We start from the raw sequence: 16955 nt of genomic DNA, 5'->3' as shown, positions 1-16955 counted from the left end.
GCCGACCCTGGCGTGGTGCTGGCGGCGCTGCACCGGCTGGGCACCGAGCCGGTGGTGATGGCGACCGCCGGCCTGTGGCGGATTCCCCTGCTCGGAGTAGGAGAGGGCCATCGCTCACTCTCCCTGTGCCGGAGGCTGCAGGCGGCTGGGGACCGTGGGGTCCTGCCCGTAGGCGGGGGTGACGTGTGGCGGCTGCGACTGGCCGTGGGCCTCGTAGGGGTCCGGGTCGATGCCTGCGGGGCCGGATCGGCGCGGCCGTCCGCCGGGCGCAGGGCGGCGGGCGGAGCCACGGGGACCGCGGGAGGGTATGCGCCGCGGCGGTCGGGACCGCCGTCGGCCGTCGGGGAGTTGCCTGCCGCCGCCACGCCCTTGCCGGTCCGGCCGAGCGCGAAGCCCGCCAGCGCCGCTCCGGCAAGGAACAGGCCGGGGCGGCGCCCGGCGAAGTCCTGTACATCCTCCAGCAGGCCGTCCGGTCCGCGCCGCTCGAGGTGGTCCGCCACCCGGTGGCCGTTGTCGGCGATCTGCGCGACCGCGGCCGTGGCGGTGGAATCCGGCTTGCCATGGTCGGCCAATGTCCCGCAGCTCGTGGGCCAAGCGCCGCACGTTCTCCGCGAGCCGGCCCGTCTGCATCCGGGCCTGTTCCTGGACCTGGGTGCGGGCCTCGGCGAGCAGATCCCGCGCCTGGACACTCGCCTCCCCGACCACCTGGGACGCCTGCTCCCTCGCCGTGGCCCCAACGTCGGCCACGTGGTCGGCCACCGCCTGCGCGCCCTCCTCGCCATCTCCTGCACGCCCTGCACGGCGGACCGTGTCTCCTCCGGGCGCTGCTCCCTGTCCGATATCCCCGGGCTCGTGCACTCGCTCAAGGCTCCTGCTCGTGTGCTCGCTGCCTCGGTCGCCCCTCCGTCGGGCCGCGCCTGCCCCAGCCCGCCTGGGCTGAGCCGAATTCGCAGATCTACGCGAAAGCCGTATCCCGAACCGGGCGACCCCCACGGCCACCACCGCGGCGGCCTCCGAGGACACGGGGGCGGGCACCGATGACGGGACATCAGGCATGCCACGCGTGGCGTGTGGCGATGTCGGGAGGTCGGGAGGTCGGCGGGACCGTCAGGCGGTCACCGTCCCAGGTGCAGCCCCGAGCGGGCCGAGGGGATTGATGGTCGCAGCGTCCGCTGGCGGCTCGGCGCCACCCGGGGCCGCGTCGTCCACAGCCGTGCCGACCAGGCTGCACCTTGTGGACGGTGCGGTTGCACGGCCTTACGTCTCGTCGGTGCCGTGCCTGCCCGCCGTGCGGTTCCGGCCCGTCGGAGCTGCGTCGGCGCCGTCGGGCCATTTCCGGGTGTCGCGGGGTGGAAGGTAGGGCTCTTCAGCGGGCGGCATGCCGCCCTCGATGGCACGTTCGCGGGACAGTTCGGCGTCGAATTCCAGGCCGAGCAGGATGGCCAGGTTGGACAGCCACAGCCACACGAGGAAGACGATCACACCGGCCAGGGTGCCGTACGTCTTGTTGTACGAGCCGAAGTTCGCCACGTACAGGGCGAAGCCGCCGGACAGCAGCAGCCACAGGCCGACCGCGAGCAGACTGCCCGGTGACACCCAGCGGAAACCGCGCCCGCGCACGTTCGGCGCAGCCCAGTACAGCAGCGCGATCATGAATGCCACCAGCAGCACCAGCACCGGCCACTTGGCGATCGACCACGCCGTCACGGCTGTGTCGCCCAGCCCGAGCACGTCGCCCATCCGTTGGGCGAGCGGCCCGGTGAACACGACGATCAGCGCGCTCGCCGCGAGCAATACCATCATCAGCACGGTCAGCCCGAGCCGCAGCGGTGTGACCTTCCACGCCGGCCGGCCCTCGCGGATGTCGTACACCGCGTTGGAGGCGCGGATGAACGCCGCGATGTACCCGGAGGCCGACCAGAGGGCGCCCAGCAGGCCGACGACGGCCAGGATGCCGCTGGCGCCGCGGCTTCCCTGCAGTTGGGTCACCGCGTTGCGCAGAATGTCCTGGGCCGCGCCGGGGGCGAGATTCTGCAGGTTGTCCAATACCTGGTTGGTGGCGGAGGCCCCTGCCAGGCCGAGAACGGAGACCAGGAGCAACAGGGCGGGGAAGATCGCCAGGACGCCGTAGTAGGTGAGCGCCGCTGCCCGGTCGGGCAGTTCGTCGTCCATGAACTCCTTGCCGGTGCGTTTGAGCACCGCCAACCAGCCTTGCCCGGGCACCTCGGTGGGTCCCTGCGGCGCCCGGGCCTCCACCGCCTCGCCCGGCCCTACCTGCCCTCGCTCCCCGTCGCGGGAACTGCGCTTGCGTTTGTGGATCAGTGCCATGCCCGGGCGCCTTTCCGGTCTGCGCCGGCTCAACCGCGCAACGCCCCGCCAACGATGGCAAAAACCGTCGCGCCCCGGGAGGCTGGCACGGAGGAACCGGCCCATCGTTCGGCTCCGCGTCCGGGTAGGCGACCTTGACTGCTCGCCTTTGCGGGTCGGTCGGGCGGGCTCAGACGCGGCGGCCGCGGCCTTCTCCGTCGTCGTCCGCGTCGCTCTCTGCGTCGTCGGCGCCGTGGGCCTTGATGCGTTTCTTGCGGACCTCGCCGCTGGCGGTCTGCTCGTCGAGGACTTCCTCAGTGCTCATGCGCACCCGCTCGACCGGGACGGCCTCCGTCGCTACGACCGGGCGTTCTGCGTGCAGGGTGACCTCGTGCTCGGAGTCGGTGATGCCCGGGCCGCTCATGGCGCCTCAGGGTTGGTGTCCGTGATCGGCTCGCGCTCGACACGGACCTCCTCGTGGCGCACCGGCACGGTCTTCTGAACGTTCTCCGTCACCACGTACTTGCGCAGCCGCGCCCGGCCGACCTCAACGCGTTCGGTGCCGACACGCATCTCCTCCTCCGAGCGCGTCATCGCCTCGCCGCCGCCGTCGCCGACGCGGGCCGCACCGGGGAATCGGTCCCCCATCCCGCCACCGGCCATCCCGGCGGTACCGGCCGTTTCACCGGCGTCGGCGTCGCCGCGGGCCCAGCCGGCCTCGCCCGGCTCGTTCGCCCGCTGCCACGCCTCGTCCCACACCAGGTCGTAGTACTCGTACAGGCGGTGCTCCTGGTCCGCCGACAAGCGGACGCCGCTGTCGACATCCACCTTCGGCGCGTCCTTGACCCTGTCCTTAGTGAACGGGACTTCGAGGTGGTCCTCAACCAGGCGGGCGCCCTTGAGCGGCACGAAGGACTCGCTTGTCCCGAACAGGCCGGTCTTCACACTCACCCACTCCGGGGTACCGCTCGCGTCGTCCAGGAACACGTGCTTCGCATCCCCTATCTTGTTGCCTTCGGCGTCGTACACCGGGTGCTCCAGCACGGTCCCGATCTGCTCTTCAGTGATCACGGCAGTTTCCCCAGACTCTCAGCTCACAGCTCCGTCATTGAGACCGCTCCTGTCCGGCACCCACAGGACAAAACTGCAAGCAGCGATCAACCTGGCGCCTTCGGAGCTTGCAGGGCGGTGGCCTTGGCGACGGCCTCCTGGAGCTGGTCGCGGTTCATGGTGGAGCGGTGCGGGACCTGCGGGTGTCGTGTCGCAGCCGTTCTTGTCGGCGTCGATCCAGTGCCGGAAGGCGGTGCGCACGTAGCCGGTGCGGCCCTCGTCCGCGACCGGCAGCGCGTCGATCACCTCGTACAGCGTCGCCATGACCGTCTCTCCGGCCGCCCGGTGCGCAGCGGCGGTGGCGGGGCGGCGAGCAGCAGGGTGGCCGAGGCTGCGGCGGCGAGGGCGGTGTGGAGTCGCACGATGGGTCCTTGGGGGCCGAGGGCGGCCTGCTAGCGGAAGTCGAGGACGTCGTCGCGGTCGATGCGGCGCACAGGCATCGCGAGGCATCCCGGCCTGCCGGAAGTCAGTCAGCCAGCTGGCGGGAGCCTAGACGCCCGAGCGGGTGTCAGGCCGGGGGAAGGTTGATGATCAGCAGCGGCACGGAGCCACCTCGTAGTCGAGGTGACCGCCCGCGTAGGACGCCGCGGACGACGACCGTGAGCAGCCCCCGAGGGCCGGGAGCCCCGCGACCACTGATGGGCCAACGCGAGACGGGGCTGCGCGGCAGCAGGCCACGGGGCCCGTTGGACTACGGGGTCGCCGGATCCTGGGGCAGAACCGGATCGCCCGCAGGCGCCGAGGCGCCACTGCTGCCGACGGCGTTGCCTTCGCCGGGGACCGTGGCGGTGCCGTCACCGGTGGCCGCGGGCACGCCTTCACCAGCACCCGCTGCGGTGCCCTTACCGCCGCCCTCGCCGGCGTCTGCGGCGGTCAGCCGGGCGGCGAGCAGCCGCTTGCCCATCTCGGCGCCCTTGCGGCTGTCCGCCTGCGCCTTGCGGAACAACTCTGCCACCTCGCCGTCGCCCTCCCGCTCAGCGTCCTGCACGTAGCTCTCCAGGCGCAGCACGTTGCTCAGGCACGCCTCGACGTACCAGAGCAGGTTGTAGTCCCTGTCCTTCCTGCCGGAGACCCGGCCGGTTTCCTCGCTCATGATTCCGACATTCCTTCCACGCCCCCGGGCGGGCACCGGCCCGACAGGCCGTATCGCGGGACGCACTCACGCGACTACCCGCGTGGGCAGCAGCGACGCAGTCCTGCGCCGCCCGAACGACCGGAGCCGGTGGCCGGCCACCGCCCGGCGCGGCAGGGCTGCCGCGTGGCGGCGGTCGGGCGGGTCAGGGACTTCGGCGGACAGCCGCTGTGAGGCAGGCGCGGTCGGGACGGGCCGGTGCGGGTCTTCGCCGTCGCGCTCCGCGCGCTCCGATCCAGAGGGAGCGCACCTCGTGCCGGCGCACCGCACCGGATGGCTCCCCCACCGTGGTCCTGGTCGGCGAAGCTGACACGCGCACACCGCCCCAAGGATTCGCAACGCCCTGCACACCGCACTGATCGGCGACCCGCCACCCACCGCTGCTGCATGGCCGTCACCTTCCTTATTTCTCGCCTCCGCCGGCCTCAACGATCTCCTGCGCGCCCGCAAGAGCGCCCTCGCCCGGCCCGATCGGCGCGCATCCCGGCCCGGGATGGGCCCTTGTCGCGCGGGCTGCGCCGGCCGGTAGGGACACAGGCACCGTCCGGGACTTTCAGGGCGAGTGCGGTCTGTCCTTCTCGGCCTGCTGTGCGTTCTTCCCCAACGCCGATCCTCCTCGTCCCGGGTTGATCAGTCAGTGGGCATGCGGGAGGGCTGAATCCGGGGGCTGACCTGGGCCGTGCTGATTTCGTGCAGCGAGCGCGGGTATGCAATGGGGGTAGGAGATGAGACAGATCATGAGTGAAGAAACGCGAGCGTCCTCCCCGGCCGCGGAGAAGCTGCTTCATCCCGTTGACACGGTGAAGACGACGGTGAGCCATGCGCCTGGCGCCTCCACGGTCAGAAGTGCGTTCGACACCGTCCTGGAGACGGTCGGCGTCGTCTCCCCGCGCTCACGCCGGATCGCGGCCTACGCAGGCGCCGGCCTGCTGGGTGCGGCGGGCGTGGTCGAGTGGCCGGTGGCGGCTGCAGGCGCCGCGGTGGTGTGGCTGACGCAGTCACGTCCCACAGCGCCCGGCGAGACCGGTACCTCGACGGCCGCGGCCCGCACCGGCACAACCCGCCGGTCCACGTCGAAGCCCTCGGCCAAGGGGCGTGCGACGACCAAGCGGCGTACTGCGAAGAAGGCGCCAGCAACCAAGACGAAGACGACCACGGCATCGACCCGACGCCGTACGGCCGGCTCGGGATCGGCAGCTTCGTCGGCCGGTGGGTGAGAGGCCTCCAAAGTTCCACGAAGGTGAGAGATGGTCCTGCGGTTCCTGAGCCGACTCCCCGCCGCGGGGTTGAACCTGGCGCTGGGAGTACCCGTGCAGGTGGCCCGCCAGGTCCGACCGGCCGCTGGTGCGGCCGCGCGGCTGACGGCCGGCACGGCGGACGCGGGCGTGCGCGCCACCGCGCGCGGTGCGGTAGCGGTGTCGGAGACGGCGGTGCGGGTTGGCCGGGTCGGACTGAATGCGATGACCCCTGGCCGGGGGTACTGGCGTGCCGGATCCCGAGTACAGCTCCCGTTGCGTCCGGGCGAGGGTGCCACCGTACGGAACGTGGAGGCGGCGGCCAGGCGGGTGGCTGTGGGCCTGGCGAAGCGCCCGGACGTGCTGGCCGCCTACTGGGACGGTGGCCTGGCCCGGCTGGTGGTGCAGATGACGGAGGATGCCGTCACCGACCGGGTGGTGGACCGCGCGACCGAGCTGGCGGCCGCGCAGAAACTGGAACGGCCTCAGGAGGACGTCCTGGAGCCCGCCCATCCGGGCCACACGGGCGGCATACGCTCCGGAGCGCTCGCACTGGCCTGCGACGCGGTGGGTGTCACCACCGCGGTGGCCGCACGGACTGTCCGACTGAAAAGCGCACCGCACCTGGTCACCGCCGGGGTCACGCTGCTGCGCGAGGACCCTCGGGTCCGGTCCGTGCTGCGGCGCCGTCTGGGGCGGTCGGCCACCGATCTGGTGCTAGCCGCGGTAAACGCGGCCGCCCAGGGTATCGGGCAGTCGCCCACCGCCCTGGTGCTGGACGCCGCACTGAGAGCGAGTCAGCTGACCGAGGCCGTTGCCCGCGCAGCCGCGTTCGATGCCGCCCATGACACCGTGTGCGCACCGGAGCGGTTGAGCCTGGCCGGCCGTCAGGTCGCCCGTCCGTCGATCCGCCGTTACCCAGGGGAGGAGTACCGGGACCAGGCGGTCACCGGCACCCTGTTCGGCGCGGCCGGCACGCTCCTGTTCACGCGGAATGTGCAGGAGGCGGCGGAGGCGTTGATGGCCGGGAACCCGAAGGCCGCGCGCTACGGCCCGGCCGCCTTCGCTGCGGCCCTGGGCACCGGACTGGCCCGCGAGGGTGCGCTCGTCCGCAACCTCGACCGGCTCAGACAGCTGGAACTCGTCGACACGGTGGTCCTGCATCCGCAGGTGCTGCGCGGCACCCGGCGTACGGTCCTGGACGCCAATCCGAACGTGGACGACTGGGACCACGACCGGCTGTGGCAGGCCGCGACGGCGGTACTCGAGTCCGGCGAAGGACTCGGCCTGCGCCCGGTCCCCGACCAGGACAAGTCGGAAACCGGCCTGATGATCGCATCGGAGCAGGACCGGGACATCGGCACCGTCCTTCTCGGCTGGGAGATCGACCCGCTGGCCGAGGCAGCGCTGGACGCGGCCCGGCGGGCCGGCCTGCATGTCGTGGTGCAGGACGACGGAACCCTCGGCGACTTCGGCACCCTGGCCGACGAACTCGTCGGCTCGGAGCGGCCGTTGGCCGAGGTGGTCCGCGAGCTCCAGCGCGGCGGCCGCGTGGTCATGACTATCGCTCACGTCCCCTGCGGCCAGGCAGCGACCGAGTAGGACCTGGGCGCGGAGAGCCAGGAAGTACTGGCCGGTCTCCTGCGCGGCAACATCGCCGTCTCGCTCACCGACGACGTCGGCGCGGTGGTGTGGGGCGCGGACGTGCTGCTGCTGCACGGGCTGGCCGGGGCTTGGCGGCTGCTGGCCGCGATTCCCGCCGCCCGTACCGTCGGCGGGCAGGCGAAGGTCTTCGCCGAGGCGGGCGCGGCGCTCGCCGGACTGCTGGTGGTGACCCGCGGCACCCGGTCGAAGCGCCTCACGTTCCCGCTCGGTTTCCGGCTCAGTCCCGTGAACGCCGCTGCAGCCGCCTCGCTCGTCTCGGGCTGGCGCGCCGCGCTGAACGTCACTACCGATCGCGCGCCCCACCCGCCTCCTCGCGTGCCCTGGCACGCCCTGCAACCGCAGGAGGCACTTGCGCGGGTCAGGGCCCAGGCCAAAGCAGCGGAGCCGAGTGCGATTGCGAACGTCCGGGGGGCCGTCGGCAAGGTCGCGCGGCTTCCGGTCTTCGCTCCCGAGCGCCTGATGGCTCGTCTGATCACTGCTGTCCATGCCGAGTTGCACGATCCGCTCACTCCGTTGCTCCTGGTCGGCGCGACGGCCTCCGCCCTGCTGGGGTCGTCGGTGGACGCGCTGATGGTGGCCGGCGCGATGGGCGTGAATGCCCTGGTCGGCGGGGTGCAGCGGTTGCGCGCCGAGCAAGCACTCGCCGGACTCAAGCTGGGGCAGCGTCAACGAGCCCGCCAAGTGGTCGACTTGAAGACTGGACAGACCCGAATGGTGGAGGCGCGCCGGCTGGCCGCGGGCGAGGTGGTCGAGCTCTACACCGGCGACGTCGTACCGGCCGACGCCCGGCTGCTGGAGGCACAGGAGCTGGAGGTGGACGAGTCCTCGCTGACCGGCGAGTCGCTGCCCACCCCCAAACAGGTGGACGCCACCCCGCACGCCCCGGTGGCCGACCGCCACTGCATGGTCTTCGAGGGCACCACCGTCGTCGCCGGCCACGGCCGGGCCGTCGTCGTGGGCACCGACGATCAGACCGAGGCCGGCCGCGCCGCGCACCTGGCCTCGCGTGCCCGGCCCGCGCCCGGCGTCCAGGCACGGTTGCATGAACTGACCAGCCAGATGCTGCCGTTCACGCTGCTCGGCGGTGCCGCCGTGACCGGCCTGTCGCTGCTGCGGGGTCGGCCGGTGCGGGATGCGGTCCGGGGCGGGCTGGCGGTCGCGGTGGCCGCCGTCCCGGAGGGCCTGCCGCTGGTGGCGACCGTCGCGCAACTCGCCGCGACCCGCAGGCTCGGCCGGATCGGCATCCTCGTGCGCACCCCGCGTGCCCTGGAGGCGCTCGGCCGGATGGACACCATCTGCTTCGACAAGACCGGCACCCTGACAGAGAACCGCCTGCACCTGGTACGCGTGGCCACCGCGAAGGGCGCGGAATACCCGGGCGACTCCACCGACGCGGCTCCGCTGCTTCAGGCTGCCGCACTGACCTGCCGCACCCCGGGCCAGGAGGCGGGCATCCACCCCCACTCCACCGATGAGGCGATCCTCACTGCGGCACTGCCCGGGTCGCCCTGGACTCCCCTGGAGGTGCAGCCCTTCGAAACGACGGAGCGGATGGAGACGCCGAAGTAAGCGGCGACGGCGCGGGTGCCCTTGTACTGCCGGATGAGGAAGTTGACCCGCCCGGGGAGGGTCTTGGGGATGGGCTGGGTCTGCAGGGCGCGTTCCAGCCCGCGGTCGATGGTGTCCATGTCTGGCCACTCCCCCTCGGCGACGGCGTCGCCGCCCTTGATGTGCCGGCCCGGGTTCGTGTCGTCGGCGATCAACTCCAGGGCCCAGTCCATGCTCTGGGTGCCCTCGTGCTTGCACAGGCCGGGCGAGATCCCGAGCCGCCACACCGTCGTCAGCGCCCCGTCCGGGTCGCGGAGGACGTCGAGGGCGGCAGGTCCTCGCCGCAGAAGACGCAGACGAAGTCCTCCTCCCGCACGATGTTGAGCTCCTGGCAGGAGCGGCAGCGGCGGAAGACCACCTCATGGGTGAAGCCGGACGGGCGCTGGACCCTGATCCGGTCCAGGGCCTCGGCCACGGTCGGCCATGAGATGACGTCCGGGCAGTATCCGGTCGACTGGTTGCTGACCTCCTCGACCTCCCACCGCCCGGACTCCTCACGGAAGCTCATCTCACCGGCGCTCAGCACCTCTTCGCCGCCGGCGCACACCACGTGCTCGCTGCGGCGCGCGGCCAGTCGCAACACCCCGCCGGCATCGACGACGAACGTGAACGGCTCGGTCAACTCATCCGGGGTCAGCGCGGAGGCCCACTCGACGAAGTCCGCCGACGATCGCATGCTCCGACCCTCACCACCCGCCCGGACGAGCTCCTTCAACTCAGCCGGACCCACATACCGATACATCCGTCCCCGCGTCGTCACGCTCACCAACCTAGCCCCTCACACAGCCAGGACCTGGGGAATTACCTGACCACAGCCCTTGGGGAATTACGGGCTCTGGCGCTGATCTTGTGACGGTGTCGGTTCAGGGCGTGAGTAGTACGCGCTTGCGGAGGAAGTCGAGGTTGGCTCGTCCGTATCCTTGCCTTTTGAATAGTTTTGTCCTTGTGACGTGTCCTTCGACCTGGCCTGAGCTCCATGAGGTGGACAGTCCGGCGGTGACGGCGTCGATGTCGCGGCTCAGTCCGTTGACCAGGGAGTGCAGCGCGGGCAGGTCGTCGGCGAGGACCCGCTCCATCCAGGAGAGCAGTTGATCGCCCCGCAGGTCACGCATCATGGCGGCGAAGTCGCGGACGTGCCGGGTGACAGCGTCGAGCTCGGGACAGCCGACCCGGACCTCCTTGAGATCGGTGGCTTCATCGGCTGTCAGGTGTCCGGGATCGGTCATGATCCAGCGGACGATGCGGCGCGGCCGCGGAGCCGGACGAGGCACCGGCGGCGCGGCGATGGCGGCCTTGAGCGGGCGGAGGTAGCGGCGGACGGTCTGGATGCTCCCGACGAAGCCCGAGGTGGCGATCTCCTTGTGGAGCTGGGTGCTGTCGTGGCAGCCCTCGTTCCAGCGCTGGTTGAGGTAGGGCTTGTACTCGTCCAGGATGGTGGACCGGTTCGTCGCTTTGACCAGCAGCTCGTCGATGCTGCCAGCCCGGGCGAAGCGGCGCACGGTGGACCGGTCCAGACGCAGTGTCCGGCAGATCTCCTCCAGCGTGCTGCCGTCGTCCAGGAGCTGTCGCACGGCGGTGTAGCGTTCCCTGGTCCGGGTAACCAGTCGGCGGTCTCGTCCGCAGACGTCCAGCATCGCGGCGGCCGGTTCCGGTGGCGTCAGCCAGATGTCGTCGCTCGTCGGCGGGGCGGCCGGTTCGCTGTTCTCGAACGCGGCCCGGACGCAGGCGTAGTGGGTGGAGACGGTCTTCTCCACGGCCTCGCCGAGGTTGTGCCACAAGTGCCAGACATCGGCGACCTGCTGAGCCTGCGGGGCGCCGACGCGGGCGCCCTCGGCGTAGGCCCCGGCGCGATCCCGGCAGATGATCTCTACTTCCGGATGGTCCTTCAGCCAGGCGGCCAGCGGCTCGGCGTCCCGTCCGGGCAGGACGTCCACGGGGCACCGTCTTTCCAGGTCCACCAGGATCGTGGCGTACGAGTCGCCCTTGCGCAGCGCGAAATCATCGACACCAAGCACCCGGATCTTCCCGACGGGATCTTCCGGTGCGGCGCGGACCAGGCGTAACAGGGTGTCCTTGGCCACGGGCAGGCCCAGCGCCCCGGCCAGCCGGGCGCCCGCACGGCCGGCCAGCACGAGTGCAATCGAGGTCAACTGCCGGCGAACCTGCGGCGTGTAGCGGGCATGCGGGCTCGTCAGCCCGGCGATCTGCTCGGCGAAGGTCACCGCCCGGCAGGCCGGGTTCTCGCACTTGAACCGCCGCACCAGCAGCTCGATCACCACGCTGGTGCCGCCGACCGTGGCATCCGAGAGCCGGCGCGTGTACCGGCCGTGCACCCGGGCCGACGCACTACCGCAGTGCGGACAGTCCGCCCCCACGGTGCGGGCCCGCGCATGCATCGTGACCATGCCGACCGCAGCCCGATCGACCAACTCCACCACGACACCGGCCAGATGAGGGAACAGGACCCCGAAACTCCGCGAAGAACACCCGGGCCATGATCACAGCCGCCACACATCGGGTCGCACGTGGGTGCACTGCTATCGTCCCCGGGGTGACTCGCGACGAAGAAATCCTGGACTCGATCCGGCGGGACCGCGATCTGGCAGCCGCGCTCTGGCGGGTTTGCGAATTTGACCTCTCGCGCAACGATCCGGGCGAGCCTGTCCGTCTCTCGTCCGGCGCAAGCCTGGAAGGCGTTGCAGGCGACTACACCGGCGGCACCTTCTTCCTCTGCGGCGACAGCAGCAGGGACCGCTCCGTGCTCTACGCCAGCTCGGAAGGGCAGGCCGGCCTGATCGGCCGGAGCTTGGCCGAGGCGCTGGAGATCATTGTTGGACTGCCGTCATGGTGGGACTGCCTGAAGTTCTCGGGCACAGGTGATCTGACCGTCATGCGCACGACCGCCGACCACCTTCGCGACGACGAGCTCAGGAACGAGCCCGGGATGGATGCGGATCGAGCAACGATCGCTCAGGCACTGGACCTGGAGCTCAGCTCGTTCCCGGTCCTGCTGGCCCACCTGCACGCCGCGGTGTCTGCCACGTCCCCTGACTTCGTCCTCACGAGCGAGGCAGGAGAGTACGAGTCTCTCTTTGGCCCCTGGCTGCCGAGCCGCAACCCTTCCTGGCGGTGACCCAAGGGCACTGCGCTGGAAGCCCCCCATCTCCCGCGCGGGGTCCATGCCCACCAGAGCGCCGCGTCACAAGATCAGCGCCAGAGCCGAATTACGTGACCGTCCACAGTCCTGCTCACCGACGAACAGCGCCGCGCGTACGGCCTGCCGGCCACCGAAGGGAAGAAGAGCGACCCGAGGTGGCCGCGCTTCGCCGCCCGCTACGGTTTCGACCCCGACGACCCAGTGCAGTGGGAGGTCGAAGCCCTGGACCCGGACGAGCTGCACCAGCTGCTGGAGGCGGAGGTCGACCCGTACGTCGACCGGGCTGTACTGGCTGAGGTGCTTGCGGAGGAGCGGCGCCAGCGTGCGCTTGCTCACCCGGTTCGTCGAGCGCTGGTAGCCGGCCCGCCCCTGTGTCTCCTGTGGCATCGGACCACCGCGTCGTCACGACGGCCGGGCACCGATCGCGGCCGATCGCCACAGGGTCCGGAGCCCGGGCGGCCATGCCGCGCTGGACCGAAGCGCCGGCCACCGTCACGCTGGTCGCGTACGGTGTGCCGTTGCCGCCGAGCCCCGACGGCGACGCACTACCCGGCATGGGCGGTGACAGCAGTGGACAGCGCAACACGATCGCGCGTGTGGTGCCCGCCGTACGCGTTGGACCTGAAGTCCTTGGTCTCCCCGCTGCGCCGCGGTGCGGGCGACCCGACAATCCGCATCGATGCGAGCGCCGTGTGGCGGGCCTCCCGGACGCCGGCCGGTCTCGGCACCCTGCGCATCGTGCTGCGGCCGGCCGACGGCGCTGTCGCCGCAACCGCGGGGGGCCCGGCGCCGACTGGCTGCTCGAGCAACTCCCGGCGATGCTCGGCGCGAACGACAACCCCGACGACATGGTGCTGCCGCCCGGGAAGTTGCGCGACGTCCAGCGACGCAATCCCGGCCTGCGCCTTGGGGCCACCGGACTCGTCGTGGAGTCGCTGATTCCGTCGATCTTGGAGCAGCGGGTGCCTGGGGCCTCCTCCAGGAAGTCCGCGTCGACGACCTGGGCGAGGCCGTTCCGCCGAGCAGGTGAGCCTTCTCCCGGCCCTGGCCTGCACGGCAGGCGCCCGCTCAGCCCGTCGGATCCCGCCGGACCGGCGCCACTCGTTCCCGAGGTGATCATTACGGCGGCCCGGGCCGGTCCACTGCTTCGAGCCACCGTCCGGATCCGCGAAGTCCGCAGGTCGGAGCGGGTCGCTCCCAGTCGGCGTACGGCCTGCTCCACCAGATCCGGGTGGAAGTCGGCCATCCGGCGGAGCAGCACCAGCTGGAACTCGGTGGTCGCGAAGTCGTTGATCGCCATGACTGCGGGTCAGGGCCCGACGGTCGACGAATACTCGATGTCGGGCCGCTGGCAGGCGGGACACAGTTCGTGGCGGCCGTCCGGGGTGATCACGGTTCCCCAGCCGCGGCAGTCCGCGCAGTCGCGGGCCTGATCGATGTTCGCACGAGGTGCGGGAGCATTCGGGTGGGCTCCGTGGGTCATGGGTGATGTTCCTCGGTAGAGCAGTATCACGTGGGTCGATCGTGTCGTGATGTGGAGGGAGATCGGCGTGCGGTGGGTTGCACCGGGTGGCGCCGATCCGGCTTCCCGCGGTCGGAGGCGGATGGCCGGGCACCGGACTCGTGGGTGGATGGAGCCCGTGGAAGACCGGCCGGTACTGGCAGGCGACGGGGGAATCCTCCCGGACCGGCACCGAACACACCGTGCCTCGGGCGGTTGCCGGGCGGAGCCGGCCGAGTCAGCTGCCCGGATCCGGTTCCGCCGGAGGGGTGGGACGTCGGCGTCCCGAAGCCCAGTGTGCACGAAATCCGCAGCGATTCCCCCTCACCCATCGCGGAACGAGAGCTCAACGGCTGCCTTGAATGCCATCTGACCTGGCCAAATGGAAAGCTCTCGGAAAATTCGGAATCCGTCGCGACAGTGCTGGCCGGACGGCCGTGAACGCCGAACTGACCGCCCGGGCGTCGTGCTCGGGGGGTCCGCTCGGGAAGGCGTGGGGCCAAGCCCTAGGTGTACTGACCACGGAGGTTGGTGACAGGGGTCACGGTGGCGTGATCTTGAAATGAGTGAGGGCCTTCTGGCTCGGTGTGGATTGCGACATCTGCACCGGCTCCCAGAAGGGCCCTCATGCCACACCATAACGCACCGCTGACCGAGACCGGCCGCCTGCGCCTGGCCCGTTGCGTGGTCGAGGACGGCTGGCCGCTGCGACGGGCCGCCGAGCGCTTCCAGGTCTCACCGACCACGGCCAAGCGCTGGGCGGACCGCTACCGCGCGCTCGGCGAGGCCGGCATGCGCGACCTCTCCAGCCGCCCACACCACAGCCCGCGCCGGACCCCAACCCGCACCAAGCGGCGCATCATCAAGGTCCGCGTCCCTGCGACGGTGGGGACCGGCCCGCATCGCCTACCTCCTGCAGCTCAACCCCGCCACCGTCCACCGCGTCCTGACCCGCTACCGACTCGCCCGCCTCGCGCGCCTCGACCGTGCCACCGGCCGCCCGGTACGGCGCTACGAACGAGCCGCACCGGGCGAGTTGGTCCACGTCGACGTCAAGAAGCTCGGCAACATCCCCGACGGGGGCGGCCACCACGTCCTCGGCCGCCAGGCCGGCCGCAAGACCCGATCCGGCGCCGGCTACAGCTACCTGCACAACGCCGTGGACGACCACTCCCGCCTCGCCTACAGCGAGATCCTGCCCGACGAGCGCAAGGAGACCGCCGCCGCGTTCTGGACCCGGGCGCACGAGTTCTTCGCCCGGGCCGGGACCACGGTCAACCGGGTCCTGACCGACAATGGCGCCTGCTACCGCTCACACCCCTGGCGCGACGTCCTCGCAGCCCACGGAATCACCCCACAAGCGCACCCGGCCCTACCGGCCACAGAAAAACGGCAAGGTCGAACGCTTCAACCGCACCCTGCTCGACGAATGGGCCTACGCCCGGCCCTACCGCACCGAACAAGAACGCCGAGACGCCTACGCTGCCTGGCTCCACACCTACAATCACCACCGCGGACACACCGCACTCGCAGGCAAGCCACCCGCCAACCGCGTCCCCAACCTCACGGGACAGAACACCTAGTACCAATACCGGTGACTTGGGAGTGTCTGATCAACGGCTCTGTCCCGTAATCGGCTCTGTCCCGTAATCGGTGGTAGCACTGTGTGATGGTCAGTGGAGAAGAATGCGGTGGCGGAGGAGGTCGAAGCCAGCGCGGCCGTGCATCTGCCTCATGATCCGTTTGGTGCGAGTGTTGACGCCTTCGGTCCGGCCGTTGTGGTGCGGGAGGGTGAGGCCTGCGTCGACAGCCGCGCGGTCGAGCTCGAGACCGTTAGCGAAGGCGTGGAGGTAAGGCAGCTCGGTCGCGCGGACGTTGGCAATCCATGCGGTGAGCTTCGCGTCGTTGCCCTTGGCGGGTGTGAGGAGCTGAGCGAACTCCCGGATGAGTGATGCCAGTTGGGTCATCTCCTGGCAGGCGCTGGTGAGCTCGGCAAGGAGGCTCTCGTCCTTGACTCGGAGGTGGTCGGGGCGGGTGAGGAGGAGGCGGGCGAGACGTTGCGGGGTGGTGACGGGCCGGTCGCCTTCGGCCCGGCCCTGGGTGATGTAGCGGTAGAGCAGGTTGAGGCTCCCGGTGTAGCCCAGCTCCTTGATCTCCCGGAAGAGCTGGAGGACGGGGACGGCCGGGTCTTCTGCGCGGCGTTCGCGCAGATGGTCGCGGTAGGGGTCGACCAGGGTGGGTCTGTAGCGCGGTGCCCGCCGCAGGAGTTCGGGCTCGCGGGTGCGCGCGTACCGCTTGACGGTGTTGAGCGCCAGGTTCAGGCGGCGGGAGCACTCGAGGAGGCCGACACCTTTCCCGAGGAGGTCGTGGATCTGGTGCCAGCGCTCCCGTGTTGTCTGCTCGTGGACGCCGGCCGGGCGGGGAGTGTTGGCGGTGGCCCAGCAGGAGCTGTGGGAGCGAACCTCGGCCAGGGTCTTCTCGCAGAGGTTCTTCCACAGGTGCCAGCGATCGCTGACCTGCACCGCTTCGGGCAGGGCCCGGCGGACGGCCTCGCCATAGGCGCCAGAGCCGTCGCGGCAGACCACCTCGACGCCGGGGTGCTCTCGTAGCCACCGCTCGAGCGCGTCGGCGCCGCGGCCGGGCAGCACGTCGATGCGCTCGCCGTTCTCAGCGTCGATCAGGACGGTGGCATACCGGTGGCGGCGCTTGAGGGCGAAGTCGTCGACGCCGAGGACGAGCGGCACCCGCGGAACCGGTAACGGCAGTCGGATCAGCAGTCGCAGGGCGGTCGAGCGGGAGACCGTCGCGGCCAGGACGCGGGAGAGGCGGGCGCCCGCCCGGCCCGCTAACTCCTTCACGATCTCACCGAGTTGGTCGGCGAGACGGCGCGTGCGCCGCTGGTAGCGGTCGATCAGGCCGGGGACCTGCTCGCGGAATGTCTGGCGCGGGCAACCCAGAACCGGGCAGGTCAGCCGCCGGACTCGCACCGACACCACGACCCGCCGACCGTCCACCGGCACATCCGCGACCACTCGACGGTGGAAGCCATGCACGTGCGGCGTCGGCTGCCCGCACGCCGGGCACGGCACCGGCTCATCCCGGGTCCGGGCCCACACCCGGATGACGTCGCCCTCGTCCACGAGGTCCTCGACCACCAGCGCCGACAATCCCGAAAAAACTATGCTCACAAGCTCGTTGGCATCTCGCACGTAACACCAACGACGACCGTTACCCTTCGTT

The 16955-nt window shown here is 70.9% G+C and carries 10 protein-coding genes and 4 pseudogenes; 6 read left to right on the top strand and 8 right to left on the bottom strand.

The genetic code is table 11. The features are described from left to right. A pseudogene (locus tag AB0P35_RS36345) lies at positions 1-96 on the top strand (1-acyl-sn-glycerol-3-phosphate acyltransferase); the annotation flags it as partial. A 1161-nt stretch (positions 97-1257) separates the two neighbouring features. Here AB0P35_RS36345 and AB0P35_RS36340 read toward each other — a convergent pair. The 4 genes and pseudogenes from AB0P35_RS36340 to AB0P35_RS36325 form a co-directional block, all read right to left on the bottom strand. Continuing rightward, positions 1258-2328, bottom strand: a complete 1071-nt coding sequence (locus AB0P35_RS36340; protein WP_095877633.1) for a YihY/virulence factor BrkB family protein — start codon at positions 2326-2328, stop codon at positions 1258-1260. 169 nt (positions 2329-2497) lie between these two features. Next, positions 2498-3378: pseudogene (locus AB0P35_RS36335) on the bottom strand (PRC and DUF2382 domain-containing protein). Between the two features lie 18 nt (positions 3379-3396). Further along, the gene (locus AB0P35_RS36330; RefSeq protein ID WP_144298851.1) at positions 3397-3681 is read right to left on the bottom strand and encodes a hypothetical protein; all 285 of its coding nucleotides are present in this window, start codon (positions 3679-3681) and stop codon (positions 3397-3399) included. Between the two features lie 610 nt (positions 3682-4291). Next, a pseudogene (locus AB0P35_RS36325) lies at positions 4292-4510 on the bottom strand (hypothetical protein); the annotation flags it as partial. A 764-nt stretch (positions 4511-5274) separates the two neighbouring features. Here AB0P35_RS36325 and AB0P35_RS36320 point away from each other — a divergent pair. The 3 genes from AB0P35_RS36320 (at position 5275) to AB0P35_RS36310 (ending at position 9018) form a co-directional block, all read left to right on the top strand. Continuing rightward, positions 5275-5766, top strand: a complete 492-nt coding sequence (locus AB0P35_RS36320) for a hypothetical protein (RefSeq protein ID WP_363519560.1) — start codon at positions 5275-5277, stop codon at positions 5764-5766. A gap of 354 nt (positions 5767-6120) precedes the next feature. Then, the gene (locus AB0P35_RS36315; RefSeq protein WP_363519558.1) at positions 6121-7386 is read left to right on the top strand and encodes a hypothetical protein; all 1266 of its coding nucleotides are present in this window, start codon (positions 6121-6123) and stop codon (positions 7384-7386) included. Positions 7387-7470: 84 nt separating this feature from the next. Beyond that, on the top strand, positions 7471-9018 hold the full coding sequence (locus AB0P35_RS36310; RefSeq protein ID WP_363519555.1) for an HAD-IC family P-type ATPase: 1548 nt from the start codon (positions 7471-7473) through the stop codon (positions 9016-9018). Between the two features lie 271 nt (positions 9019-9289). Here AB0P35_RS36310 and AB0P35_RS36305 read toward each other — a convergent pair whose 3' ends face one another. Then, positions 9290-9733: a hypothetical protein gene (locus tag AB0P35_RS36305; protein ID WP_257019572.1), complete on the bottom strand. Its 444-nt coding sequence runs from the start codon at positions 9731-9733 to the stop codon at positions 9290-9292. Between the two features lie 187 nt (positions 9734-9920). Beyond that, positions 9921-11492, bottom strand: a complete 1572-nt coding sequence (locus AB0P35_RS36300) for an ISL3 family transposase (protein ID WP_257019573.1) — start codon at positions 11490-11492, stop codon at positions 9921-9923. A 116-nt stretch (positions 11493-11608) separates the two neighbouring features. Between AB0P35_RS36300 and AB0P35_RS36295 the strand changes: the two genes are divergently transcribed. Beyond that, positions 11609-12190 carry a hypothetical protein gene (locus AB0P35_RS36295; protein ID WP_095871244.1) on the top strand — a complete coding sequence of 194 codons (582 nt, stop codon included), beginning with the start codon at positions 11609-11611 and terminating at the stop codon, positions 12188-12190. Positions 12191-12256: 66 nt separating this feature from the next. Here AB0P35_RS36295 and AB0P35_RS36290 read toward each other — a convergent pair whose 3' ends face one another. Further along, positions 12257-12601, bottom strand: coding sequence for a hypothetical protein (locus tag AB0P35_RS36290; protein ID WP_179419754.1), 345 nt, complete (start codon positions 12599-12601; stop codon positions 12257-12259). Positions 12602-14342: 1741 nt separating this feature from the next. Between AB0P35_RS36290 and AB0P35_RS36285 the strand changes: the two are divergent. Further along, positions 14343-15298, top strand: a pseudogene (locus tag AB0P35_RS36285) (IS481 family transposase). A gap of 90 nt (positions 15299-15388) precedes the next feature. Here the strand turns inward: AB0P35_RS36285 and AB0P35_RS36280 are convergent. Next, the gene (locus AB0P35_RS36280; RefSeq protein ID WP_363519566.1) at positions 15389-16924 is read right to left on the bottom strand and encodes an ISL3 family transposase; all 1536 of its coding nucleotides are present in this window, start codon (positions 16922-16924) and stop codon (positions 15389-15391) included. Between the last annotated feature and the right edge of the window lie 31 nt (positions 16925-16955).

The sequence above is a fragment of the Kitasatospora sp. NPDC085879 genome (genome assembly GCF_040686255.1).
GTDB lineage: Bacteria > Actinomycetota > Actinomycetes > Streptomycetales > Streptomycetaceae > Kitasatospora.
The sequence above is the reverse complement of the archived record's forward strand: the minus strand, read 5'-3'. Positions and strand labels throughout refer to the sequence as shown.